The organism is Cupriavidus sp. FW305-3-2-15-C-LB2, from assembly GCF_058787575.1.
On sequence record NZ_JBYSZW010000053.1, the window covers coordinates 22,122 to 43,391 of the forward strand.

General features: G+C 67.4%; 22 protein-coding genes. 9 read left to right on the forward strand and 13 right to left on the reverse strand.

All coding sequences use genetic code 11. The features are described from left to right. The first annotated feature begins 271 nt into the window (after positions 1-271). Both ltrA and argC read left to right on the forward strand, forming a co-directional pair. On the forward strand, positions 272-1,978 hold the full coding sequence (gene ltrA, locus AC3WRR_RS28935) for a group II intron reverse transcriptase/maturase (protein ID WP_227458465.1): 1,707 nt from the start codon (positions 272-274) through the stop codon (positions 1,976-1,978). 161 nt (positions 1,979-2,139) lie between these two features. After that, positions 2,140-3,087 (forward strand): N-acetyl-gamma-glutamyl-phosphate reductase, encoded by a 948-nt coding sequence (argC, locus tag AC3WRR_RS28940; protein ID WP_010813308.1) that lies wholly within the window; start codon positions 2,140-2,142, stop codon positions 3,085-3,087. 70 nt (positions 3,088-3,157) lie between these two features. Here the strand turns inward: argC and AC3WRR_RS28945 are convergent, their stop codons facing one another. Further along, the gene (locus AC3WRR_RS28945) at positions 3,158-4,120 is read right to left on the reverse strand and encodes a M48 family metallopeptidase (RefSeq protein WP_010813307.1); all 963 of its coding nucleotides are present in this window, start codon (positions 4,118-4,120) and stop codon (positions 3,158-3,160) included. A gap of 150 nt (positions 4,121-4,270) precedes the next feature. Here AC3WRR_RS28945 and AC3WRR_RS28950 point away from each other — a divergent pair, with 150 nt between their 5' ends. Continuing rightward, positions 4,271-5,530 carry a muropeptide transporter gene (locus AC3WRR_RS28950; protein ID WP_010813306.1) on the forward strand — a complete coding sequence of 420 codons (1,260 nt, stop codon included), beginning with the start codon at positions 4,271-4,273 and terminating at the stop codon, positions 5,528-5,530. 13 nt (positions 5,531-5,543) lie between these two features. Here AC3WRR_RS28950 and AC3WRR_RS28955 read toward each other — a convergent pair whose 3' ends face one another. Together AC3WRR_RS28955 and AC3WRR_RS28960 are read right to left on the reverse strand one after the other, a co-directional pair. After that, positions 5,544-6,392 (reverse strand): acyl-CoA thioesterase, encoded by an 849-nt coding sequence (locus AC3WRR_RS28955; RefSeq protein ID WP_010813305.1) that lies wholly within the window; start codon positions 6,390-6,392, stop codon positions 5,544-5,546. A gap of 125 nt (positions 6,393-6,517) precedes the next feature. Next, on the reverse strand, positions 6,518-7,405 hold the full coding sequence (locus AC3WRR_RS28960) for a DMT family transporter (protein ID WP_492298776.1): 888 nt from the start codon (positions 7,403-7,405) through the stop codon (positions 6,518-6,520). Between the two features lie 110 nt (positions 7,406-7,515). Here AC3WRR_RS28960 and AC3WRR_RS28965 point away from each other — a divergent pair, with 110 nt between their 5' ends. Beyond that, positions 7,516-8,430: a LysR family transcriptional regulator gene (locus AC3WRR_RS28965; RefSeq protein WP_011614405.1), complete on the forward strand. Its 915-nt coding sequence runs from the start codon at positions 7,516-7,518 to the stop codon at positions 8,428-8,430. Here the strand turns inward: AC3WRR_RS28965 and AC3WRR_RS28970 are convergent, their stop codons facing one another. Further along, positions 8,431-9,003, reverse strand: coding sequence for a TetR/AcrR family transcriptional regulator (locus tag AC3WRR_RS28970; protein ID WP_492298778.1), 573 nt, complete (start codon positions 9,001-9,003; stop codon positions 8,431-8,433). 82 nt (positions 9,004-9,085) lie between these two features. On the opposite strand from AC3WRR_RS28970, the gene AC3WRR_RS28975 reads away from it, so the two are divergent. Continuing rightward, a complete protein-coding gene (locus tag AC3WRR_RS28975) occupies positions 9,086-9,514 on the forward strand; it encodes a VOC family protein (RefSeq protein WP_011614403.1) in 429 nt (142 codons plus the stop codon). Positions 9,515-9,524: 10 nt separating this feature from the next. Here AC3WRR_RS28975 and metW read toward each other — a convergent pair whose 3' ends face one another. From metW to argB, 5 genes are all read right to left on the reverse strand, one after another. Further along, positions 9,525-10,136: a methionine biosynthesis protein MetW gene (gene metW, locus AC3WRR_RS28980; RefSeq protein WP_010813300.1), complete on the reverse strand. Its 612-nt coding sequence runs from the start codon at positions 10,134-10,136 to the stop codon at positions 9,525-9,527. Beyond that, entirely contained in the window at positions 10,133-11,314 is a 1,182-nt protein-coding gene (gene metX / locus AC3WRR_RS28985) for a homoserine O-succinyltransferase MetX (RefSeq protein WP_011614402.1), read from the reverse strand. The genes metW and metX overlap by 4 nt, the downstream gene beginning before the upstream one ends. 454 nt (positions 11,315-11,768) lie before the next feature. Next, positions 11,769-12,440: a nucleoid occlusion factor SlmA gene (gene slmA, locus AC3WRR_RS28990; protein ID WP_011614401.1), complete on the reverse strand. Its 672-nt coding sequence runs from the start codon at positions 12,438-12,440 to the stop codon at positions 11,769-11,771. Then, positions 12,437-13,375, reverse strand: a complete 939-nt coding sequence (locus AC3WRR_RS28995; RefSeq protein ID WP_010813297.1) for a pyrimidine 5'-nucleotidase — start codon at positions 13,373-13,375, stop codon at positions 12,437-12,439. Before AC3WRR_RS28995 ends, slmA begins: the two co-directional genes overlap by 4 nt. Before the next feature lie 72 nt (positions 13,376-13,447). Continuing rightward, positions 13,448-14,365 carry an acetylglutamate kinase gene (argB, locus tag AC3WRR_RS29000; RefSeq protein ID WP_010813296.1) on the reverse strand — a complete coding sequence of 306 codons (918 nt, stop codon included), beginning with the start codon at positions 14,363-14,365 and terminating at the stop codon, positions 13,448-13,450. Positions 14,366-14,707: 342 nt separating this feature from the next. On the opposite strand from argB, the gene AC3WRR_RS29005 reads away from it, so the two are divergent. Beyond that, entirely contained in the window at positions 14,708-14,938 is a 231-nt protein-coding gene (locus AC3WRR_RS29005) for a cysteine-rich CWC family protein (RefSeq protein ID WP_010813295.1), read from the forward strand. Here the strand turns inward: AC3WRR_RS29005 and AC3WRR_RS29010 are convergent. Continuing rightward, positions 14,911-15,441 carry a DMT family transporter gene (locus AC3WRR_RS29010; RefSeq protein ID WP_011614400.1) on the reverse strand — a complete coding sequence of 177 codons (531 nt, stop codon included), beginning with the start codon at positions 15,439-15,441 and terminating at the stop codon, positions 14,911-14,913. The genes AC3WRR_RS29005 and AC3WRR_RS29010 overlap by 28 nt on opposite strands. 93 nt (positions 15,442-15,534) lie before the next feature. Here AC3WRR_RS29010 and AC3WRR_RS29015 point away from each other — a divergent pair, with 93 nt between their 5' ends. Next, the gene (locus tag AC3WRR_RS29015) at positions 15,535-16,470 is read left to right on the forward strand and encodes a LysR family transcriptional regulator (RefSeq protein WP_010813293.1); all 936 of its coding nucleotides are present in this window, start codon (positions 15,535-15,537) and stop codon (positions 16,468-16,470) included. A 178-nt stretch (positions 16,471-16,648) separates the two neighbouring features. Here the strand turns inward: AC3WRR_RS29015 and AC3WRR_RS29020 are convergent, their stop codons facing one another. Continuing rightward, complete coding sequence (locus tag AC3WRR_RS29020; RefSeq protein WP_010813292.1) at positions 16,649-17,137, reverse strand: copper chaperone PCu(A)C; 489 nt, start codon at positions 17,135-17,137, stop codon at positions 16,649-16,651. A 176-nt stretch (positions 17,138-17,313) separates the two neighbouring features. On the opposite strand from AC3WRR_RS29020, the gene AC3WRR_RS29025 reads away from it, so the two are divergent. Together AC3WRR_RS29025 and AC3WRR_RS29030 are read left to right on the forward strand one after the other, a co-directional pair. Then, positions 17,314-18,702 (forward strand): ATP-binding protein, encoded by a 1,389-nt coding sequence (locus tag AC3WRR_RS29025; RefSeq protein WP_058698553.1) that lies wholly within the window; start codon positions 17,314-17,316, stop codon positions 18,700-18,702. Then, positions 18,699-19,310 (forward strand): response regulator transcription factor, encoded by a 612-nt coding sequence (locus AC3WRR_RS29030; protein ID WP_011614398.1) that lies wholly within the window; start codon positions 18,699-18,701, stop codon positions 19,308-19,310. The genes AC3WRR_RS29025 and AC3WRR_RS29030 overlap by 4 nt, the downstream gene beginning before the upstream one ends. Before the next feature lie 53 nt (positions 19,311-19,363). Here the strand turns inward: AC3WRR_RS29030 and AC3WRR_RS29035 are convergent, their stop codons facing one another. Together AC3WRR_RS29035 and hslU are read right to left on the reverse strand one after the other, a co-directional pair. Then, positions 19,364-19,660 carry a hypothetical protein gene (locus AC3WRR_RS29035; RefSeq protein WP_010813289.1) on the reverse strand — a complete coding sequence of 99 codons (297 nt, stop codon included), beginning with the start codon at positions 19,658-19,660 and terminating at the stop codon, positions 19,364-19,366. 257 nt (positions 19,661-19,917) lie between these two features. Beyond that, positions 19,918-21,249, reverse strand: a complete 1,332-nt coding sequence (gene hslU / locus AC3WRR_RS29040; RefSeq protein WP_010813288.1) for an ATP-dependent protease ATPase subunit HslU — start codon at positions 21,247-21,249, stop codon at positions 19,918-19,920. Positions 21,250-21,270 lie beyond the last annotated feature (21 nt).

Genomic DNA, 21,270 nt, shown 5'->3' on the forward strand with positions numbered 1-21,270 from the left:
GCGCAGTATGGCTCTGGCAGGCGAACCGCAAGGAACGCTGTCGGCTGTGCGGGTATGGGAGGTTGGAAAAAGCGAACGCCGGGTTGTAATGATCCGGATAGGGGTTGAAACATCATCCCACGCGAAAGCGGGCAGACTTCCAACTGGTCTTTCGTCGCAAGACGGCTGACTGAACTCGCTTGTTTAATTTTCTTCCCTTGGGGGGTGACATGCCCCTCAAGGGGCATGTTGTCTCTGCTGTTTGGGGAAGTCCTCAAGATAGGAGAGCAGCATGGAAGCATTGATCCGCGAGGATGAATCTGCGCCCTCCGGCATTCCGCAACGATGGGGCGACATCAATTGGCGCTGCGTCGACCGGAATGTCCGGGCAATGCAGATTCGAATTGCGAAGGCGACACAGGAAAGGGATTGGCGCAGGGTGAAAGCCCTGCAACGGTCTCTGACCCGCTCGTTCTCCGCCAAGGCATCGGCGGTACGACGAGTGACGGAGAACCAAGGTAAGCGGACGGCAGGTGTCGACCGCGAGCTCTGGGACTCGCCTGAAGTTCGGTGGCAAGCCATCGGACGGTTGAAGCGCCGGGGGTATCGACCTCTGCCACTGCGGCGGGTCTTCATTCCCAAAGCTAATGGAAAGGAACGCCCTCTGGGTATTCCGACCATGTTGGACCGGGCCATGCAGGCGCTGTATCTGCTGGCGCTGGAGCCGGTGTCCGAGGGGACAAGCGATCCGAACTCTTATGGGTTCCGGATCAATCGATCCACGGCGGATGCCATGTCCCAGCTTTTCGTCTCTTTATCCCAAAAGGCTTCGGCCCAATGGGTACTAGAGGCGGATATCCGCGGGTGCTTCGACCACATCAGCCATGACTGGCTGGAGCGCAATGTCCCAATGGACAAAGCAATCCTTCGGAAGTGGTTGAAAGCTGGCGTGGTATTTCAGGGCCAGTTTCAGGCGACCGAAGCCGGTACGCCACAGGGGGGCATTATTTCCCCAACCTTGGCAAACGTGGCGCTAAACGGGTTGGAACGGCAACTGGTGGAGTTCTTACGGACGACACTGGGCGTCAACAACGCGAAGCGGCTCAAGGTCAATGTTGTACGTTACGCGGACGACTTCGTAATCACCGGCAACACGCCGGAGGTATTAGCTAACGAAGTGAAACCGTGGGTAGAAAGGTTCCTAGCAACACGGGGGCTTTCACTGTCCACGGAGAAAACGCGGATCGTCAGCATAGCCGAGGGTTTCGACTTCCTCGGGTGGAATTTCCGGAAGTACTCGGGAACGCTGCTCATCAAACCGAGCAAGAAAAACGCGCAAGCGTTCTACCGCAAGGTGAAGGAGGTCATCAGCGCCAATAAGACGGCAAAGCAGGAGAATCTTATCCGCCTGCTGAACCCGATGCTGAGAGGCTGGGCACAGTATCACAGTCCAGTTGTGGCGAAAGAGTCGTTCAACAAAATGGAGCGCAGTATCTTCCGCGCTCTGCTCTGGTGGGCGAAACGGCGGCACCGAGGAAAGAATGCCGAATGGGTGCGGAAGAAGTACTTCGCGTCGTTTGGCGATCGGAACTGGGTGTTCGGGACCGAGTTTGTGGAAGATGATGGGGAACGGCGTTGGCAGGAGTTGTACTCGCTTGCCAGCACGCCCATTAGAAGGCACAAGAAGATTCGAGGGGAGTTCAACCCCTTCGATCCAGCGCAGGAAATGTATGGCGAAAATCTACGCCGGGACCGCATGTTGGAAAACATGTCTCACCGGAAACAGTGGATCAAGCTGTATGTCGACCAGCGGGGCTTGTGCGCGGTGTGTCAGTGCAAGATAACCAAAGAGACCGGGTGGGATGACCACCACATCGTCTACCGGGCCCACGGTGGGTCGGACGCTCTAGGAAATCGAGTATTGCTGCATCCGAACTGTCATATCCAGGTACACCAGCACGGTAGAACCGTTGTGAAGCCGGTGTTTGATGTCTCTTGAGCACTTTGTGAAGGCTTGAGCCGTATGCGAGGAAACTCGCACGTACGGTTCTTAGGGGGGAGCAGGCCAGCAATGGTATGCTCCTACCCTCCCACAGCGCCCGGCAGGGGAGATTTCTCATATCCAAAGCATTCCCCCGCACTTCATTGAGTGAGTCAGCCATGGTTTTCAAAGTGTTCGTCGATGGTCAGGAAGGCACCACCGGTCTCCGGCTGCTTGACTATCTTTCCGGCCGTTCCGACGTGGAACTGCTGCGCATTGCCGATGACAAGCGCAAGGACCCGGCCGAACGAGCACGATTCCTGAATGCCGCCGACGTCGCCTTCCTGTGCCTGCCCGATGTGGCCTCGCGCGAGGCGGTATCGCTGGTGACCAACCCGAACACCTGCGTGATCGACGCCAGCACGGCGTTCCGCACCGCCGACAGCTGGGCCTACGGCCTGCCCGAGCTGGCGCGCGGCCAGCGCGAGAAGATCCGCGACAGCAAGCGCATTGCGGTGCCGGGCTGCCACGCCAGCGCCTTCGTGCTGGCAGTGCGTCCGCTGGTGGACGCCGGCGTGCTGCCAGCCGACTACCCGGTTTCGGCGTTCTCGCTGACCGGCTACAGCGGCGGCGGCAAGTCGATGATTGCCGAGTTCGAAGCCGGCGGTAACCCGAAGCTGGACAGCCCGCGTCCGTACGCGCTGGGCCTGGAACACAAGCACCTGCCCGAGATGCGCGTGCAGGCCGGCCTGGCGCAGGCGCCGGTCTTCAACCCGATCGTCGGCAACTTCCTGAAGGGCCTGGCGGTGACGGTGCCGGTGTTCACGGACCGGCTGGCGCGCAAGGTCAGCGCCGAGCAGATCGTCGAGATCTACCGCAAGCACTATGAAGGCGAGCAGTTCGTGCGCGTGATGCCGTACAACAGCGCCGACAACCTCGACGGCGGCTTCTTCGACGTGCAGGCCAACAACGACACCAACCGTGTCGACCTGTTCGTGTTCGGCAATGCCGAGCGCCTGAACCTGGTGGCTCGCCTGGACAACCTGGGCAAGGGCGCGGCCGGCGCCGCGGTGCAATGCATGAACGTGCATGTGGGCGCCGACGAGGCCACGGGGCTGCGCGCCTGACGCTGCAGCCAGCCCTGAATGAGGAAAAAGCCGGCATTGCCGGCTTTTTTCATTGGCGTCAGCGGACCGCTCAGCGTTGCAGCGGCTTTTGCCGGTCGTCGTCGCCGCTGTCCACCGGCGCGCCGCCCAGGCCCGCCATATTGGCGCGGTATGGCGGCAGCTTCTCCACCGTGGTATTGCTCGCGCGCGCATAGAGCGGCAGCACCTCCGGCAGGTGCTTCTCCAGGTCGGCGATGCGGCTCCGCCCGGACGGATGCGTGGACAGGAACTCGGTGCCGGACTGGCTCACCTTGCCCATTTTCTGCCACAGCGACACCGCGGCGCGCGGATCATAGCCGGCGCGCGCGGCGATATCCATGCCGATCAGGTCCGCCTCGGATTCATCCGCACGCGAGAAGCGCAGCGTCAGCAGGTGGGCGCCGGTGCCGAGCGCCATATTGCCAAGGTTGCCGAAGCCGAACAGCTGCGAGATCACGTTGGCGCCGAGGTTGGTGATCTCGGACTTGGCGGCGCGCTCGCGCGCATGCTCCTGCAGCGCGTGGGCGATCTCGTGGCCCATCGCCATGGCGATCTCGTCGTCGGTCAGCTTGAGCTGGTCGAGCAACCCGGTATAGAAAGCGATCTTGCCGCCCGGCATGCAGAACGCATTGACCTGCCTGGAGCCGATCAGGTTGATCTCCCACTGCCACTGCCGCGCGCGCTCGTTCCAGCGTGCGGTCTGCGGCAGCAGCCGCTTGCCGATCGTGCGCAGGCGCACCAGCTGCGGGTTGTCGGCGGCGGCCAGTGCATGCTTGGCGATGGCTTCCTGCTTGAGCTGCTCGTATTCCTGCGCGGCCTGCTGCTCGATGGCCTCGACCGGCACGATCTTGCGCACGGCCGAGCCGCTGCGGTCCAGCCGGATGCCGCCAGCCTCGCTGTCCTGCGCCTGGGCGGGCAGGCACCAGGCCATGGGCGCCGCCACCGCGGCCAGCGCCAGCGCGCGGACCAGCCGGTCACGGGTAGGACGCTGAACACCTTGCAGGCGGCGGAGCATTTGCGGTTCCTCGGACGCAGTGGAAGACCAGGCAGGCGGATCGGTGATCCGCGGCAACGATGCCGTGCCGCATGTGGCGGGCAGGCAAACAGGTGATGCAATAATACACGGCGCCCGCGCAGCCGCGCGGCGCTTCACGCCGGCCCGTTCATGACCTTCCAGACCTATCTCGATATCTTCCGCAACCGCCGCATCGGCGCCATGCTGGCGCTGGGCTTCGCCTCCGGGCTGCCGCTGGCGCTGACCTCCGGCACCCTGCAGGCATGGATGACGGTCGAGGGGCTGGATATCAAGACCATCGGCTTCTTCTCGCTGGTGGGCCAGGCCTATATCTTCAAGTTCCTGTGGGCGCCGCTGATGGACCGCTACACGCCGCCGCTGCTGGGGCGCCGGCGCGGCTGGCTGCTGGTGACGCAGCTGGGGCTGGTGCTGGGCATCGCCGGCATGGCCTTCTGCCCGCCGCGCGAGGCGCTGTGGACGCTGGCGGCGCTGGCCACGCTGGTGGCCTTCCTGTCGGCCTCGCAGGACATCGTCTTCGACGCCTACAGCACCGACGTGCTGCGCCCGCCCGAGCGCGGCGCCGGCGCGGCGGTCAAGGTGCTGGGCTACCGGCTGGCGATGCTGGTCTCGGGCGGCCTGGCGTTATGGCTGGCCGACCGCGTGCTGGGCTGGCAGCAGACCTACCTGCTGATGGCGGCGCTGATGGGCGTGGGTATCGTCACGCTGCTGTGGGCACCGGAACCCGACGTGCCCGCACGCGCGCCGCGCTCGCTGGAAGAGGCGGTGGTCGGGCCGCTGCGCGACTTCTTTGGCCGCCAGGGCGCGTGGTGGCTGCTGCTGCTGATCGTGCTGTACAAGCTCGGCGACGCCTTTGCCGGCAGCCTGTCGACCACCTTCCTGATCCGCGGCGTGGGCTTCTCGGCGGGCGAGGTGGGCATCGTCAACAAGACCCTGGGGCTGGCCGCCACCATCATCGGCGCGCTGTTCGGCGGCACGCTGATGGTGCGCCTGGGCCTGTACCGCTCGCTGATGCTGTTCGGCGTGCTGCAGGCGGTGTCTAACCTGGGCTACTGGATCCTCGCGGTGACGCCGCCGCACCTGTGGACCATGGGAGCGACCATTGCGGTCGAAAACCTGTGCGGGGGCATGGGCACGGCGGCCTTCGTGGCGCTGCTGATGACGCTGTGCAACCGCTCGTTCTCGGCCACGCAGTACGCGCTGCTGTCGGCGCTGGCGTCGGTGGGCCGGGTCTATGTGGGGCCCACTTCCGGCTATATGGTCGAGGCCTGGGGCTGGGCGCCGTTCTACCTGGGCACCGTGGTGGTGGCGCTGCCCGGCGTGATGCTGCTCTGGGCCATGCGCCACACCGTGCATCGCTACGAGGCCCAGGCGCGCGAAGCGATCGCCTGAGCCCGCGCCTGCCTCACTCCTTGTAGTAGACGATCTGGTGCGAGCTGGCGATCAGCTCGCCGCCGGCGCTCCATAGCTGCGCGCGCTGGTCGAAGAAGCCCTGCCTGAACACCTGCGCCTGCGCGCTGGCCAGCACGTGGCTGTCGCCCAGCGCCGCCAGCGTGGCCGCGTCGGCATGGAAATAGGTGGTCATCGACACCGTGCCGGCCGGCACGAAGCCCGCGCGCTTGAGGAAGATGCGCGGGTAGAAGCTGTCGGCCCAGGCCGCCACCGCGGCAAAGTCCGGCGTGCGCGCCGGCGCGTCGCGCAGCCAGAACTGCGTCAGGCTGTCCGGGTGCTCGGTGCCGGCCTCGGCGGTCGGCTTGGCGCCGCGCACCGGGCGCATGTCGTAGGACTTGAGCCAGCGCACCGGCGCAAACCCGCTCATCGCCACGAGGGCTTCGGCCGCCGGCACCTCCGGCATCAGCGCCTCGCCGCAGGCCCAGGTCTCGCGGCGCACCGCAAACATGGCGGTGGCGGTGGTGGCCACGGCATCGCCCTGGCGCAGCTCCAGCGTCCAGTGCTGGGTCGAGCGGTTGGTGCGCACCGGGCGCGCCTCGATCTCGAACGGACCCTCGGCGATCGGCCCGGCAAAGTTGACCGTCAGCGAGACCGGGTCGCCCAGGCGCTGCGGATGGTCCAGCGCCGCCTGCAGCAGCGTGGCGGCGGTGATGCCGCCGAACGGACCGATCATGTTCCAGTACTCGGGCGTGGTGCGGCCCAGGAAGCGGTGCTCGCCGGCCGGCTCCAGCGCCAGCGCGTCGTCAAAGGGATGGAGCGGCCTGGCGGCGGTGGCCGCCCGGGTCTGGGGCGCAGTGGACATGGCTGGTATGGGTTGGTGACTCGCAGAGAATAGCACGATCGTTCGATCGTGCTGCCTACACTAACCGTAGTCAGCGTTCGGGTCAAGACGCCAATATTCCAGCCGCTGGCACCGTGGCGCCCGCATCAGCCTTGCACCCGCCGCCGCAGCGGCAGGCTCCAGCCCAGCTGGTTGGCGACCACGCCCAGCAGCACCAGCGCCATGCCGGCGATCTGCAGCGGGCCCAGCACCACGCCGAACACCATCACGTCGATCACGATCGCAACCAGCGGATAGATAAAGGACAGTGTGGCGATCGACACCACGTTGAGCCGCTGGAACGCGCCATACAGCAGCGTGTACATCACGCCCGTATGCACCAGCCCCAGCGCCAGCAGCGCGGCCCAGGTGCGGGTGCCATAGCTGCCGGCCGCGGGATGTGCCAGCGGCGCCAGCATCAGCACGCCCAGCACCATCTGCAGCCCGGCGATCTGGCCTGGCGGGATGGCCTGCAGCCGCCGCGTGGCCAGGGTCGTCACCGCATACAGCAGTGCCGCCAGCAGGCCCAGGCCGATGCCGGCCAGCATCGCAGTGCCAGTGGCGCCATGCTCCAGCCCGGTGATCAGCATCACCCCGGCAAAGGCCAGCACCAGCCATGGCAGCCGCGCGAACGGGAACGGCTCGCGCTGGATCACCGAGGTCAGCAGCAGCAGGAAGAACGGCTGGGTGTGGTAGACCACCGTGGCAATGGCGATGCCGCTGTACGCATACGCCGAGAACAAGGCCAGCCAGTTGAGCACCAGCGTGACGCCGCCCAGCGCCAGCCAGCCAAGCTGCGCGCGGCTCATCCGCACCCAGCCGCGCTGCAGCGTCAGCACGCCCAGCAGCGCCGCGCCGCCGAACAGGCAGCGGAAGAAGACCACATCGAGCGGCGGCTGGCCGCTGGTGACCACGAACCAGCCGATGGTGCCGGACAGCAGCATGGCCGCGACCATGCGCCAGGCGCCGCCTGGCAAGGGTTGTTGCGAGGGCATGACGGACTCCGGTCAGACAATGGCCGCATTGTTCCATCATGCGATCTGCTCAACAATCCCGTCAGAGCTCAATTAGTATTTGATCTGAAGTCAAAGAAAGAGGACGTGCCATGCCGGATATGCCACTTAATGCGATGGCCGTGTTTGCGCGCGTGGTGGAGTGCGGCAGCTTTTCGGCTGCCGCACTCGACCTGGGCATGACGCCGTCGGCGGTCAGCCGGCACGTCTCCCGGCTGGAAGCCACGCTCGGCGCCAGCCTGCTGCAGCGGACCACGCGCGCCTTTGCATTGACTGAGCTGGGCCAGTCGGTCTACGCCGCCTGCGCCCGCATGACCGCGGCAGCGCGCGACGTCACCGCGCTGGCCGGCGAGCACGGCGGCACGCCGCATGGCGTGCTGCGCGTGAGCGCGCCGGTCTCGTTCGGGCAGGCCTGGCTGGCGCCGCGGCTGCCGGCGCTGCTGGCCAGATACCCGGGGCTGGACCTGCAGCTGACGCTGGCCGACCGCATGGTCGACCTGGTCGAAGAAGGGATGGACGTGGCCGTACGCATCGCGCGCGAACTGGCGCCCGGGCTGGCTGCGCGCCCGCTGCGCGAGGTGCGCTACCGGCTGGTGGCCTCGCCCGGCTACCTGGCCCGCCACGGCACGCCGGCCACGCCCGCCGACCTGCCCGCCGCACGCTGCCTGTACCTGGGCTACGGCAACTTCGGCGAGCGCTGGGCCATGCGCCACCAGGCCGGCGGCGAGAAAGTGGAGGTGCGCATCCCGCCGCGCCTGACGCTGAACAACAGCCTGGCGATCATGAGCATGGTGGAGCGCGATGCCGGCATCGGGCTGGTGCCGGACTTCTCATTGGGCGATGCGCTGGACCAGGGCCGGGTCGTCACCGTGCTGGCCGACTGGGACATCCTCGAGCCCTACATCGGCACGGCCTACGCGGTCTACACACCCACCCGGCATGTACCGCCCAAGGTGCGCGCCTTTGTCGATCACCTGGCCGGCACCGCCGACGACGCGCCGCGCTGATCACCGCGCCGACTGGCCCAGGACCCGGCGCAGCAACCACAGCATCGCGCCGCGCACGCGCACGGCATCGGCCCCGGCCTCGATCTCCAGCGCGGCCCGGTCGAATGCCGCCGACAGCAGCGGCGCCACATCGCCCTGCGGGTCCACGCCCGCGGCCTCCAGCCCCTCGCGCAGCGTGCGGGCGGCGTTGGCGTCGTCCAGCTCGAGCATTTCGCGCAGTCCCAGCACCGCCGGCCCTTCCACCAGCAGCAGGCGCGTGCGGCCCGGCACCGTCATTGCGTCCAGGTAGGCCTGCGCCCCGGCGATCAGGGCGTCCGCGGCATCCAGCCCCGCGGGCGCCGCGGCTTCAATATCGTCCGCCACCGCGGCAGCCTCCTCCGCCAGCACGTGCCGGAACAGGTCGCGCTTGTCGGCGAAATGGTGGTACAGCGCGCCGCGCGTGATGCGGGCGGCGGCGCAGATGTCAGGGGTAGAGGTCTCCCCGTAGCCGCGGCTGACAAACAGCGTGCGCGCGGCATCGAGCAGCGCCTGCCGGGTTGCCCCGGTACGTTCGCGGTTGGATCTGGCCACCATTGCCTCCTTGCATACATGCAGCCTGTATCTTAATATGGATTTACATACAGGCTGCATGTATCTGAATAACAGAGGAGCATCCATGAAAATCACCAGCTACTACCCCGTCATCATGACCGGCGAGGTTGCCGGCACGGCCGCGTTCTACCAGCGCCATTTCGGCTTTGTGGCGCTGTTCACCAGCGACTGGTACGTGCACCTGCAACTGGCCGGCGATCCGTCGGTCAACCTCGCGGTGCTGGACGGCACCCACGAGACCATCCCCGCCCCGGCCCGGGGCCAGCGCGCCAGGGGATTGCTGCTGAACTTCGAAGTGGAAGACCCGGATGCGGTCCATGACCGCCTGCGGGCGGCCGGGCTGCCGATCCTGCTGCCGCTGCGCGACGAGGCCTTCGGGCAGCGGCATTTCATTACCGCCGACCCGAACGGCGTGCTGATCGACATCATCAAGCCGATCCCGCCGTCGGGGGAGTTTGCCGCGCAGTACGAGGCGGGCGCGCTGCCCGGCTGACGCGCCTGGCTCAGGCCGCGCAGACCCGGTACACCGCCAGGCTGCCGCGCCAGTTGCCGCCCCAGTTGACGGTCACGCCTTCGTGCATCACCACGCGGTCGATCACGCGCAGGCCGACCTTGGGCGCCAGCGCCTCGAAGTCGCTGATGGTCAGCACGCGCACATTGGGCGTGTTGTACCACTGGTAGGGCAGAGATTCCGATACCGGCATGCGGCCGCGGAACACCGACAGCCGGTGCGGCCAGTAGCCGAAGTTCGGGAACGAGACGATGCACTCGCGCCCCACCCGCAGCGTGTCGCGCAGCACCTGCGCGGTGTTGTGGATGGTCTGCAGCGTCTGCGACAGGATCACCGTGTCGAAGCTCTTGTCCTCGAACAGCGCCAGCCCGCCCTCCAGGTTCTGCTGGATGACATGGACGCCCTTCTGCGCGCACGCCAGCACGCCTTCGTCGCGGATCTCGATGCCGTAGGCCTGCACGTCGAGTTCGTCCTGCAGCACGCGCAACAGGCTGCCGTCGCCGCAGCCCAGGTCGAGCACGGTGGAATGGGGTTCGATCCAGCGCGCGATCGCGCGGAAATCGGGGCGCAGCGCCAGGATATTGGGATTGGCCAGGGCGTTCATGCGCCGATCTCCTCTGCGATGCGGTCGTAGTAGGCGCGCATCAGGTTGTGATAGCGCGGGTCGTCGAGCAGGAAAGCGTCGTGGCCGTGCGGCGCATCGATCTCGGCGTACGAGACCGGGCGCTTGTTGTCCAGCAGCGCCTTGACCAGCTCGCGGCTGCGGCTGGGCGCGAAGCGCCAGTCGGTGCCGAAGCTCGCCACCAGGAAGCTGGCCTGGGTCTGCGCCATCGCACGCGTCAGGTCGCCGCCGAAGGCCAGAGCCGGGTCGAAGTAGTCGAGCGCGCGCGTGATCAGCAGGTAGGTGTTGGCGTCGAAGTATTCGGCAAACTTGTCGCCCTGGTAGCGCAGGTAGCTCTCCACCTGGAACTCGACATCGAAGGAGAAGCGGATGTCGTCGGTCTTCAGCTCGCGGCCGAATTTCTCGGCCATGTCCTCGTCCGACAGGTAGGTGATATGGCCGATCATGCGAGCCACGCGCAGGCCGCGCTTGGGCTTGACGCCATGCGCGTAGTAGTTGCCGCCGTGGAAATCAGGGTCCGACAGGATGGCGCTGCGCGCGACCTCGTTGAAGGCGATATTCTGCGCCGACAGCTTGGGCGTGGACGCGACCACGATGCAGTGGCGCAGGCGTTCCGGGTACAGCAGGCTCCAGGCCACCGCCTGCATGCCGCCCAGGCTGCCGCCCATCACCGCGGCGAACTGCGTGATGCCGAACGCGTCGGCCACGAGCGCCTGCGCATTGACCCAGTCTTCCACCGTCACCACCGGGAACGCTGCGCCGTAGGGCGCGCCGGTGGCCGGATTGAGGCTCATCGGGCCGGTCGAGCCGAAGCACGAGCCCAGGTTGTTGACGCCGATGACGAAAAAGCGATTGGTATCGAGCGGCTTGCCGGGCCCGACCATGTTGTCCCACCAGCCCACGTCGCGCGGGTCTTCCGCATAGACGCCGGCCACATGGTGCGAGGCATTGAGCGCGTGGCACACCAGCACCGCGTTGGAGCGGGCCGCATTGAGCGTGCCATAGGTCTCGACCATCAGGTCGTAGCCGGCAATGGACGAGCCGTTGCGCAGCTTCAGCGGCTCGGCAAAGTGCATGCGCTGCGGCGCAACCACGCCGACCGAATCGGGCGGCAGGTCGAACGCGGCAGGCGCGGCGGTCGGCAGGGCGACATCAGTCATGGAATCCGGCCCGTGGCGAACGGGCATAAAAAAACCCGACCGGCATTTGCGTATAAAGCGTCGCAGCCAAGTCGGGATTCACTGGATTCCTTGCGGGATTCCGCGTGCCGGCGCCATCCACTACCGTGGAGGCATGGGGCGCCGACCCAACCTCTTTAGCCGCATTTGTAGTGGCAACCCGGAACTTGGTCCCTTGGCTGCCGCGCGCCCGCAAGCCAGTCATCAAATCGGCGCGACCGGGCAATTATAGAGCAATCGGCCCGGCATGTTGATTTAGAACCCATTTCACAATGAAGATGGGGACGCGTTCAAGCCAGGCGCGGCGCAGGCTAGGCGCGGGCCGCCGGCCTTGGTCATTCCAAGGTCAAGGCCCGTAACGACGCATGCGCCGCGCCTGGCTTGAACCCGAAGGGAAGGCTGCTGCCGGGCCCCTTCTTCATTGTGAAATGGGTTCTTAACCCAGCAAGACCCTCAGGTGCGCCTCGGCATGGTCCGACGGCGACTTGCGGAAGCCGCTCTTGGCATAGCGGTGCCACTGGCCCTGCACCGCCGCCATGATCAGCGCCGCGCGTGCGGGAATATCGGCATCCGCCGGGAACGCGGCCTGCGTCACCGCCATCTTCAGGCACTGGCGCAGCGAGGCCTCGATGCGGTCCACCACCTGGTTGATGCGCTCCTGCAGGCGTTCGTGCTCGCCCACCAGCGCCTCGCCGGTCAGCACGCGCGTCATGCCAGGGTTCTTCTCGGCAAACGACAGCAGCATGCGCACAATGGCGTGGGCCTGGCGCAGGCCGTGCTCTTCCTTGTCGGTGATCTGGTTGATCAGGCCGAACACGGTCTGCTCGATAAAGCCGATCAGGCCCTCGTACATCTGCGCCTTGCTGGCGAAATGGCGGTACAGCGCCGCCTCCGACACGCTCAGGCGCGCGGCCAGCGCCGCCGTTGTGATCTTCTCCCCGCGCGGGTGCTCCAGCATGGTGGCCAGCGTCTGCAGGATCTGCACGCGGCGCTCGCCCGGGCGCGGGCGCTTGCGCGCCGGCGTGGCCGGCGGCTGGCCTCCGTCCTGCGCATCCTGCGCACTGCCTGAAATGACCGCCTCTGGCTCGCGCCCGTTGCTTTGCGTCATGACCCGATTCTCCGCATTCGTCGTTGGAGTTGATGCATCGATTGTACTTTTATGTCCACATAGGCCGGCCGGTTCGGCACGCGGGCGCGCACGCGCCGCACGTTGTCGGGCTGCGCCTGCGGTGCCTGGGTCTCCGCGGCCACCAGCGTCACCGACTGCTCCTGCGCGGCGTGGCCGACATGGCGCCGGTCCTCCGCCTCCAGCGTCGAGCGTACCGCGGCATCGCGCCGGCTGCCGTCGTCGCGCACCGCGGGCACCTCATGCGGGCGCGATGGCGCGATCGTGCGCAGGTAGCCCGTCACCCACGCGGTGCGGATGCCGGTGCCGGCATAGCGCTTGAGGTGCGACACGGTGTCTTCCACCAGCACCGCGCGATGTGGCGCGATGCGGGTCTGCACCAGCAACCGGCGCAGCATGCGGCGGTCCGGCTTGGGCCGCAGGTGGCCATGCACCCACATCTGCTCGATTGCCACCACGCGCTCGAAGCAATGCCGTATGCCCGCTATCTCCAGCACCGCCCGCGCGTAGTCCTGCGGCGCATTGGTGACCAGGATCTTGCGCCCCGGCAGGCGCCGCAGGTGCGCGGCCAGCCCGCGCCGCACCCGCACCATGTCGGCCAGCGCCGGGAATTCATGCGCGGCGCGCAGGAAGTCAGCCGGATCCACGCCGTGGTGCCGGATCATGCCGAGCAGCGTGGCGCCGTAGCGCTGCCAGTAGTCCACGCGCACGCGGCTGGCGGTGGCCTCGTCGCAGCCGAGCACGCGCGCCACGTAGTCGGTCATCAGCCGGTTGATGGCCGGGAAGATCGCGTGCGAGGCGTCGTGCAGGGTGTTGTCGAGATCGAACAGCCAGACCGTATCGCCCGAGGTATTGCCCGCGGGGCGGCGGCAGAGGCGAGCGCGGACACGGCGCGGAGAAGGAAGACTGGAAGGCACGCCGGGCAAACTCGGAGGGTGATGGGATAACCGGGGCGGCCGGCCGCTGCCGGCACCGCCCCGAGGCTCCGCTCAGTGCGAGCGGATCATGGTGCCGAAGGCCTGCTCGGTCAGGATTTCCAGCAGCAGCGAATGCTCGATGCGGCCGTCGATGATGTGCACCGAATGCACGCCGCTCTTGGCCGCATCCAGCGCCGACGAGATCTTCGGCAGCATGCCGCCCGAGATGGTGCCGTCGGCGAACAGCTCTTCGATCTCGCGCGCGGACAGGTCGGTCAGCAGGTTGCCCTTCTTGTCCATCACGCCCGGGATGTTGGTCATCATCACCAGCTTCTCGGCCTTCAGGATCTCGGCCATCTTGCCGGCAACCACGTCGGCGTTGATGTTGTAGGCCTGGCCGTCGTCGGAGAAGCCGATCGGCGAGATCACCGGGATAAAGGCGTCGTCCTGCAGCGCCTTGACCACCGCGGGGTTGATCGCCTCGATGTCGCCGACGTAGCCGATATCGATGAACGCCCCCGGGTTCTCGCGGTCCGGCATCTGCAAGCGCTTGGCGCGGATCAGGCCGCCGTCCTTGCCGGTCAGGCCCACGGCCTGGCCGCCGTACTGGTTGATCAGCATCACGATGTCCTGCTGGACCTCACCGCCCAGCACCCACTCGACCACTTCCATGGTCTCTTCGTCGGTGACGCGCATGCCCTGCACGAAGGTGCCGACCTTGCCGACCTTCTTCAGTGCCTCATCGATCTGCGGGCCGCCGCCGTGCACCACCACCGGGTTCATGCCGACCAGCTTGAGCAGGATCACGTCGCGCGCGAAGCCATGCTTGAGCTTCTCTTCGGTCATGGCATTGCCGCCGTACTTGACCACGATGGTCTTGCCGTGGAACTTGCGGATATACGGCAGGGCCTCGGCGAGGATCTCGGCTTTCAGCGCGGGAGCAATGGCGGCCACCGTGGTTGCGGCAGGCCCGGGGTTGTCGGCGTTCATGGGGGACATCCGTGAGAATCAACAGGTATGATGGCTAATCGGCCACGTAGCCAGGGATAACCAACGGGGATCGCCCGAAAGTGCGCCATCCGGCCATGGCAGGCGCCGATTTTACAAGAAACCGCGCGGGGCGCGAGTCAACCGGCCGAACGTGGTCCCGCGAACCGCCTGCAAGCGCCCCACGGGGCACCAACGCGTTCCGTCCACGCAACAACGTGCCACCACTCAGCCGTTTGGCCTGCGCCGCGGCACAGCGTTCCCCACCTTGGCCATCATGCCCGCCGCCAGCCGCCTCTTGCCAGCCAGCATCCCCGATTTCCCGCCAGCGCCGGGAAGCCAGCCATGAGCGACGCCTCGACCGTGCTGACCGGCCAGCTGCGCCCGGTCGAACATTGCAGCCACTGCGGCGCGGGCTTTGTCTGCGGCTACGTGGCGGGGCTGCCCGAGTGCTGGTGCGCCAGCCAGCCGCTGCTGCCGGCGCGGCGCATCGTGCCGGGCCAGCATTGCCTGTGTCCGGCCTGCCTGGCAGCGCGCCGGCAAGCGGCTCAGGAACCTGATTCCGCCGCTGGCTGAGGCGCCGGCCCGGGCCCTGCGGCACTGCCCCACTGCATCACCAGCATCCCCGCCACGATCAGCGCCGCGCCCGCCAGCCGCGCCGGCGTGAGCGCGCGCACCGCAAAGCCGGCCAGCCCGAACTGGTCCACCAGCAGCGCCGCCAGCACCTGGCCCGCCACCACCGCGGCGATAAAGCCCGCGGCGCCCAGCTTCGGCGCCATCATCAGCGCGGCCGAAATATAGAACACCCCAAGCACCCCGCCGATCCAGAGCCAGCCCGGCGCGCGCGCCAGTGCCGCTGGCGCCGGCAGCGGCACGCGCATCAGCCACAGCACGGGCAGCAGCGCCGCCAGGCTGACCAGCAGCGACACCAGCGTGGCCGACAGCGGATGCCCGAGTGTGCGCCCGAGGGTGGCGTTGGCGCCGGCCTGGAAGGGGATCGCCGCGCCGGCCAGCACGGCCGTGCCAAGCGGCAGCCAGAGTGAAACCGGGAAGGAAAACGGCAACTGGGTGCCTGACATGAAGCGCTCCATAGGGCAAGATGCGATGCCAGCAGTTTGAAATATCGCAATGCGAATTTCCAATTCTGCTTTCGTACGTTTATTATTCGCCGAATGAATAGCCTACGCGGAATCGACCTCAACCTGCTGGTGGTGCTCGAAGCACTGCTGGCCGAGCGCCATATCTCCCGCGCCGCGCTGCGGCTGCACCTGAGCCAGCCGGCGGTCAGCCACGCGCTCGGGCGCCTGCGGCAGCTGCTCGACGACCCCATCCTGGTGCGCGGCAAGGGCGGCCTGGTGCTGAGCGCGCGCGCCCATGAGCTGTCCGGCCCGCTGGCCGAGGCGCTGGCGCAGGTGCGCATCCTGCTGGGGCCGAGCGGCTTCCAGCCGGCCACCGCGCGGCGCAGCTTCCGCCTGGCCATGTCCGACTACGGTGCGCTGGTGGTGCTGCCGCGGCTGCTGCGCGCGGTGCGCAAGGCCGCGCCCAATATCGACCTGGTGGTGTCGCAGGCCAGCCGCGAAGGCATGACCGCCCAGGTGGCCGATGGCGAGATCGACATGGCGCTGGGCGTGTTCACCCACCAGCCGGAAGGCGTGAAATCCGCCGAGCTGTTCTGCGAGAGCTATGCCTGCGCGGTGGATGCCGCCACCGTGCGCGACAGCGGCCGGCTTGACCAGGTGGCCTACCTGGCGCGCTCGCACGTGCTGGTGGCCACGCACAGCGAACGCATGGACGCGATCGACACGGCGGTGGCCAAGCTGGGGGGACGGCGCAAGATCGCCTGCGTGGTGCCGCACTGGAGCGTGGCGCCGGCGCTGATCGCCGGGACCAACCTGGTGCTGACCACGGCACGGCGCAGCCTGGCCGCGCTGGAAGAGGACCCGCGCTACGCCGTGTTCGCGCCGCCGTTTGCGCTGGACGACTTCACCTTCAGCATGATCTGGCACGAGCGCACCGAAGCCGATCCCGCCCACGCCTGGCTGCGCGAGCGCGTGCTGGCCGCGGCGGCCAGTCAGGAATCGGAAGAGCCGATCAGCTTGCGCGGCTGACGGCGCACCCCCGGCTTGGCTGGCGCCGGGGGCTGGGCATCACGGCGCTGCGCGGGAACAGCAGGTGGCCTGGCGGGGCGCGTGTCGCCGCGAAAGACCAGCTTCTGCCGGGTGCCGTGCTGCTTGTTGGCCATGATGGCTGGATGGGTGGATGGACGAGGCCGGCCCCGTCAGGCGCTCAGTGCTTGTGTTCGCCGTGGCCGCCGCTCGCGCCGGCGGCGGCGGGCACCATGTCACGCACTTCAGCCGTGACCTTCTGCTCGATCATCTTGCCGCCCTGCTCGATCTTCAGCGTGATGGGCACGGTGTCGCCCTTCTTGAGCTGCGCCTTCAGGTCCATCAGCATCACGTGGTAGCCGCCCGGCTTCAGCTCGACGTCCTTCATCTTTGGCAGGTCCAGCGACTTGACCTGGCGCATGCGCATCACGTTGCCTTCCATCTTCATCTCGTGCAGCTCGGCCGCGGCCACCGGCGACGACACGCCGACCAGCTTCGCGTTGTCGTGCGCGTGCAGCACCATGAAGGCGCCGGAGGCAGTCTGGGTCGGCACCGTGCCGCGCACCCAGGCGTTGCTGACATCGACCTGGGCCAGCGCGGCGCCGGACGCCAGCGCGGCGGCGAGGGCGACCGATGCGGCCAGCGTGGCCGAGCGGAATTTGGCTTGCATGAAAGGCTCTCCTGAAAGCAGACATTAGACCATGGCGATGCCCGCCCGTGCATGCCCCAGGCAACCCCGCCATGCGGCGCACAGCCGGCTAGTCTGGCAGCCCGACCGGCGCAGCGCCAATGCGGCAAGGTGTCGCACGCACCAGTGCCCCGTGGCCGCATTGATACACTCGCGCCATGACCACCGCCGCAGCCGTGACCCGCTTGCCCGACCTCCCCTTCCTGTCGCCACTGCCGGCGGGCACCTCCGCCCGCCATGGCCAGGTGACGCTGCGCCGGCTGTTCTGGCTGCGCTGGGCACTGCTGGCGGGACAGGCGCTGACCGTGCTGAGCTGCGAGCCCATCGCCGGCATCCGCCTGCCCTACGGGCCGCTGCTGGTGGTGTTCGGCCTGCAGGCGCTGTTCAACCTGCTGACCGGCCTGCGCCTGCGCCAGCACACGCGGCGCAACAGCGCCCCCGGCGAGGCCGAGCTGATGGGCCAGCTGCTGGTGGACCTGACCGCGCTGTCGGCCATCCTGTTCTACACCGGCGGCGCGACCAACCCCTTTGTCTCGTTCTACCTGCCGGGGCTGGCCATTGCCGCCGCCATCCTGCCGTGGCGCCAGGTGATCGCGCTGGCGCTGTACGCGCTCGCCTGCTACACGCTGCTGCTGTTCGAATATGTGCCGCTGGACCTGCACAACCCGGACAACGCGGTGAACTACCACCTGGCCGGCATGTGGCTGAACTTCGTTGCCAGCGCGGTGATGATCGCGCTGTTCGTGGCGCGCCTGTCCGGCGTGCTGCGCCAGCGCGAGGCGCAGCTGAACCTGGCACGCGAGCAGCTGCTGCGCGAGGCGCGCGTAGAAGACCTGAACGGCCAGGCCGCCGCGGTCGCGCATGAGATCGGCACGCCGCTGGCCACGCTGGCGGTCATCGCTGGCGAGCTGCGTGCCGATGCCTCCGACGCGGGCCGCGGCACCTCCGCAATCAACAGCTACCTGCCCGACCTGCAGACCATGGAGCAGCAGCTGGCGCTGTGCCGCACCACGCTCGCGCGCCTGCGCGAAGACCCGGCCACGCTGGCGCCGCAGCGCATCGACGGCTGGCTGCCGGCCTTTGCCGAGCGCTGGCAGCTGCGCCACCCCAACGCCAGCCTGCAGGCCAGCGCCACGCCGGGCGCCGGCGCGCAGGCGGTGGAAACCGCGCGCGTGGGCCAGATCCTGACCATCCTGCTGGACAACGCCGCGCGCAGCCAGCAAGCCGCCGGCCGCGGCCAGGAGCCGCTGCAGCTGCAGATCGCCATGGCGCCCGGCAATACCGCGCCGTGGCTGTCGTTCCGCATCGCCGACCACGGCGACGGCATTCCCGAGATGCTGCGCGGCCAGCTGGGCGAAACCCCGGTGGCCAGCCAGCACGGCGGCCAGGGCATCGGCCTGTACCTGGCGCAAAGCGCCGCCCGGCAGATGGACGGCGAACTGGCCTGGCATGACCGCGCCGGCGGCGGCACCGTTGCCGAGCTGCGCCTGCCCGCGCTGTCCACCCTTTCCGCATCCGCCGCCGCCACGGCACCACGAACCCCATGACCGACACCCTCACCCCGGTACCCGAAGCCACCGCACCGGCTGGCACGCCCTTCCTGGTCATCGACGACGACGAAGTCTTTGCCGGCACCCTGGCCCGCGCGCTCACGCGACGCGGCTATGCCGTGCAGGTGGCGCATGACGGCCGCACCGCACTGGCGCTGGCATCACGCATCGAGTTTGCCTATGTCACGCTGGACCTGCACCTGGAGCCGCCGCCGGATGCCGGCAGCACCGTGCCCGCCGAATCGGGGCTGCAGCTGGTGTCGCCGCTGCGCCAGGCGTTGCCGGACGCACGCATCCTGATCCTGACCGGCTACGCCAGCATCGCCACCGCGGTGGCCGCGGTCAAGCAAGGCGCGGACGAATACCTGGCCAAGCCGGCCAATGTCGATTCGATCCTGACCGCGCTGATGGCGGGCGTGTCCGAAGATGCGGCGCAGGCCGCGCTGGAAGAGCCGGTGCCGCTGTCGGTGGCACGGCTTGAGTGGGAGCATATCCAGCGCGTGCTGGCCGAGCATGACGGCAATATCTCCGCCACGGCACGGGCGCTGAACATGCACCGGCGCACCTTGCAGCGCAAGCTGGGCAAGCGGCCGGTGTCGCGGTAAAGAAAAAGGCCGCGCGGATTGCGCGGCCCTTCCGGTGGCAACTGCTGCCGGCGTTACAGGCGCAACTGGACGTAGTCCCAGTCCAGCCCGTCGGCGCTGCCCTGCGGCGTGCTGCCCTGCGCGACGATGCGCATGGCATCGCCGGCATGCCGGTCGGCCAGCGTGAACAGGCCGCCAGAATCCAGCGCCAGCTTCGCGGCCGCGGCAGTGGCCGCGCCGCGCGAGCCCGATTGCGCAGCCTCGGCGGCGGGCACGGCGGGACGGATGCAAAGGAAGGCCGTCGCGGCGGCCAGCGCGGCCAGCAGGCCGCCTGTGGCCAGCACGACACGGCGGGTCTTGTAATGGACCATTCGATTTCTCCTGCCAGTGAGTTGAGTAGGATGCGGTGGCTCCCGCACCGGTCAATCGACCGTCAAGGTGACGAAGGGTCGCATTGTCGGGCCGTTGCGCGCCAGCGTGCTTACCAATACTTACGCTCCTTACCCGCATGTGGCAGCCGGATACGTACGGATATGTGAAATCCGTTCCCGCCAGGGGCGGAAACTGGCCCACAGACGCAAAAAGGGCGCACCGTGGTGCGCCCCTCCCGCATTCCGCCCGTATTGCCTTACAGCACGTAGCGCGACAAATCCTCATTGACCGCCAGGTCACCCAGGCGCTCATCGACATATGCCGCGTTGATCGTCACGGTCTCGCCCGACGACTTGGTCGCATGGAACGACAGGTCTTCCAGCAGCCGCTCCATCACCGTGTACAGCCGGCGCGCGCCGATGTTCTCCACCTTCTCATTGACCGAGAAGGCGATCTCCGCCAGCCGGCGGATGCCGTCATCGGCAAACACCAGGTCGACCGATTCCGTGCTCAGCAGCGCCTGGTACTGCTTGGTCAGGCTCGCATCGGTCTGCGTCAGGATGGCCTCGAAGTCCTGCACGGACAGCGAATCCAGCTCGACCCGGATCGGGAAGCGGCCCTGCAGTTCGGGAATCAGGTCGCTCGGCTTGGACAGGTGGAACGCACCCGAGGCAATGAACAGGATGTGGTCCGTCTTGATCATGCCGTACTTGGTGCTCACCGTGGTGCCTTCCACCAGCGGCAGCAGGTCGCGCTGCACGCCCTGGCGCGACACCTCGCCGCCGCCGATCTCGCTGCGGCTGGCGATCTTGTCGATCTCGTCCAGGAACACGATGCCGTTCTGCTCGACATTGGCGATGGCCTTGTGCTTGAGCTCCTCGTCATTGACCAGCTTGGCGGCCTCTTCGTCGATCAGCAGCTTGAAGGCTTCCTTGACCTTCATCTTGCGGCGCGCCTTCTTGCCCTGGCCCAGCCCGGCAAACATGGTGCGGATCTGCTCGGTCATGTCTTCCATGCCCGGCGGGCCCATGATGTCCATGCTCGGCATGCCGGCGGAGAGTTCCAGCTCGATTTCCTTGTCGTCGAGCGAGCCTTCGCGCAGCTTCTTGCGGAACACCTGGCGCGTATTGGAATCCTTCTCTTCCGGCTGCGAGAAACCGATATCGCGCGCCGGCGGCAGCAATACATCGAGCAGGCGGTCCTCGGCCGCGTCCTCGGCCTTGGTGCGCACCTTCTTCATCTCGGACTCGCGCGTCTGCTTGATCGCCATCTCGGCCAGGTCGCGCACGATGGTGTCGACATCGCGGCCGACATAGCCCACCTCGGTGAACTTGGTGGCCTCGATCTTGATGAAGGGGGCGTCGGCCAGCTTGGCCAGGCGGCGCGCGATCTCGGTCTTGCCGACCCCGGTCGGGCCGATCATCAGGATGTTCTTGGGAGTGATTTCCTGGCGCAGGGGCTCGGCCACCTGCTGGCGGCGCCAGCGGTTGCGCAGCGCCACCGCCACGGCCTTCTTGGCCTTGTTCTGGCCGATGATGTGCTTGTCGAGTTCGGAAACGATTTCCGACGGGGTCATGGTGTGCGACATGGTATCCGTTCAGTGGGGGCG

Excerpts from the sequence above, each read along its gene's own strand:
- ltrA (WP_227458465.1), top strand. The coding sequence starts at position 272 with ATGGAAGCATTGATCCGCGAGGATGAATCTGCGCCCTCCGGCATTCCG.
- argC (WP_010813308.1), top strand. The coding sequence starts at position 2,140 with ATGGTTTTCAAAGTGTTCGTCGATGGTCAGGAAGGCACCACCGGTCTC.
- AC3WRR_RS28945 (WP_010813307.1), bottom strand. The coding sequence starts at position 4,120 with ATGCTCCGCCGCCTGCAAGGTGTTCAGCGTCCTACCCGTGACCGGCTG.
- AC3WRR_RS28950 (WP_010813306.1), top strand. The coding sequence starts at position 4,271 with ATGACCTTCCAGACCTATCTCGATATCTTCCGCAACCGCCGCATCGGC.
- AC3WRR_RS28955 (WP_010813305.1), bottom strand. The coding sequence starts at position 6,392 with ATGTCCACTGCGCCCCAGACCCGGGCGGCCACCGCCGCCAGGCCGCTC.
- AC3WRR_RS28960 (WP_492298776.1), bottom strand. The coding sequence starts at position 7,405 with ATGCCCTCGCAACAACCCTTGCCAGGCGGCGCCTGGCGCATGGTCGCG.
- AC3WRR_RS28965 (WP_011614405.1), top strand. The coding sequence starts at position 7,516 with ATGCCGGATATGCCACTTAATGCGATGGCCGTGTTTGCGCGCGTGGTG.
- AC3WRR_RS28970 (WP_492298778.1), bottom strand. The coding sequence starts at position 9,003 with ATGGTGGCCAGATCCAACCGCGAACGTACCGGGGCAACCCGGCAGGCG.
- AC3WRR_RS28975 (WP_011614403.1), top strand. The coding sequence starts at position 9,086 with ATGAAAATCACCAGCTACTACCCCGTCATCATGACCGGCGAGGTTGCC.
- metW (WP_010813300.1), bottom strand. The coding sequence starts at position 10,136 with ATGAACGCCCTGGCCAATCCCAATATCCTGGCGCTGCGCCCCGATTTC.
- metX (WP_011614402.1), bottom strand. The coding sequence starts at position 11,314 with ATGACTGATGTCGCCCTGCCGACCGCCGCGCCTGCCGCGTTCGACCTG.
- slmA (WP_011614401.1), bottom strand. The coding sequence starts at position 12,440 with ATGACGCAAAGCAACGGGCGCGAGCCAGAGGCGGTCATTTCAGGCAGT.
- argB (WP_010813296.1), bottom strand. The coding sequence starts at position 14,365 with ATGAACGCCGACAACCCCGGGCCTGCCGCAACCACGGTGGCCGCCATT.
- AC3WRR_RS29005 (WP_010813295.1), top strand. The coding sequence starts at position 14,708 with ATGAGCGACGCCTCGACCGTGCTGACCGGCCAGCTGCGCCCGGTCGAA.
- AC3WRR_RS29010 (WP_011614400.1), bottom strand. The coding sequence starts at position 15,441 with ATGTCAGGCACCCAGTTGCCGTTTTCCTTCCCGGTTTCACTCTGGCTG.
- AC3WRR_RS29015 (WP_010813293.1), top strand. The coding sequence starts at position 15,535 with ATGAATAGCCTACGCGGAATCGACCTCAACCTGCTGGTGGTGCTCGAA.
- AC3WRR_RS29020 (WP_010813292.1), bottom strand. The coding sequence starts at position 17,137 with ATGCAAGCCAAATTCCGCTCGGCCACGCTGGCCGCATCGGTCGCCCTC.
- AC3WRR_RS29025 (WP_058698553.1), top strand. The coding sequence starts at position 17,314 with ATGACCACCGCCGCAGCCGTGACCCGCTTGCCCGACCTCCCCTTCCTG.
- AC3WRR_RS29030 (WP_011614398.1), top strand. The coding sequence starts at position 18,699 with ATGACCGACACCCTCACCCCGGTACCCGAAGCCACCGCACCGGCTGGC.
- AC3WRR_RS29035 (WP_010813289.1), bottom strand. The coding sequence starts at position 19,660 with ATGGTCCATTACAAGACCCGCCGTGTCGTGCTGGCCACAGGCGGCCTG.
- hslU (WP_010813288.1), bottom strand. The coding sequence starts at position 21,249 with ATGTCGCACACCATGACCCCGTCGGAAATCGTTTCCGAACTCGACAAG.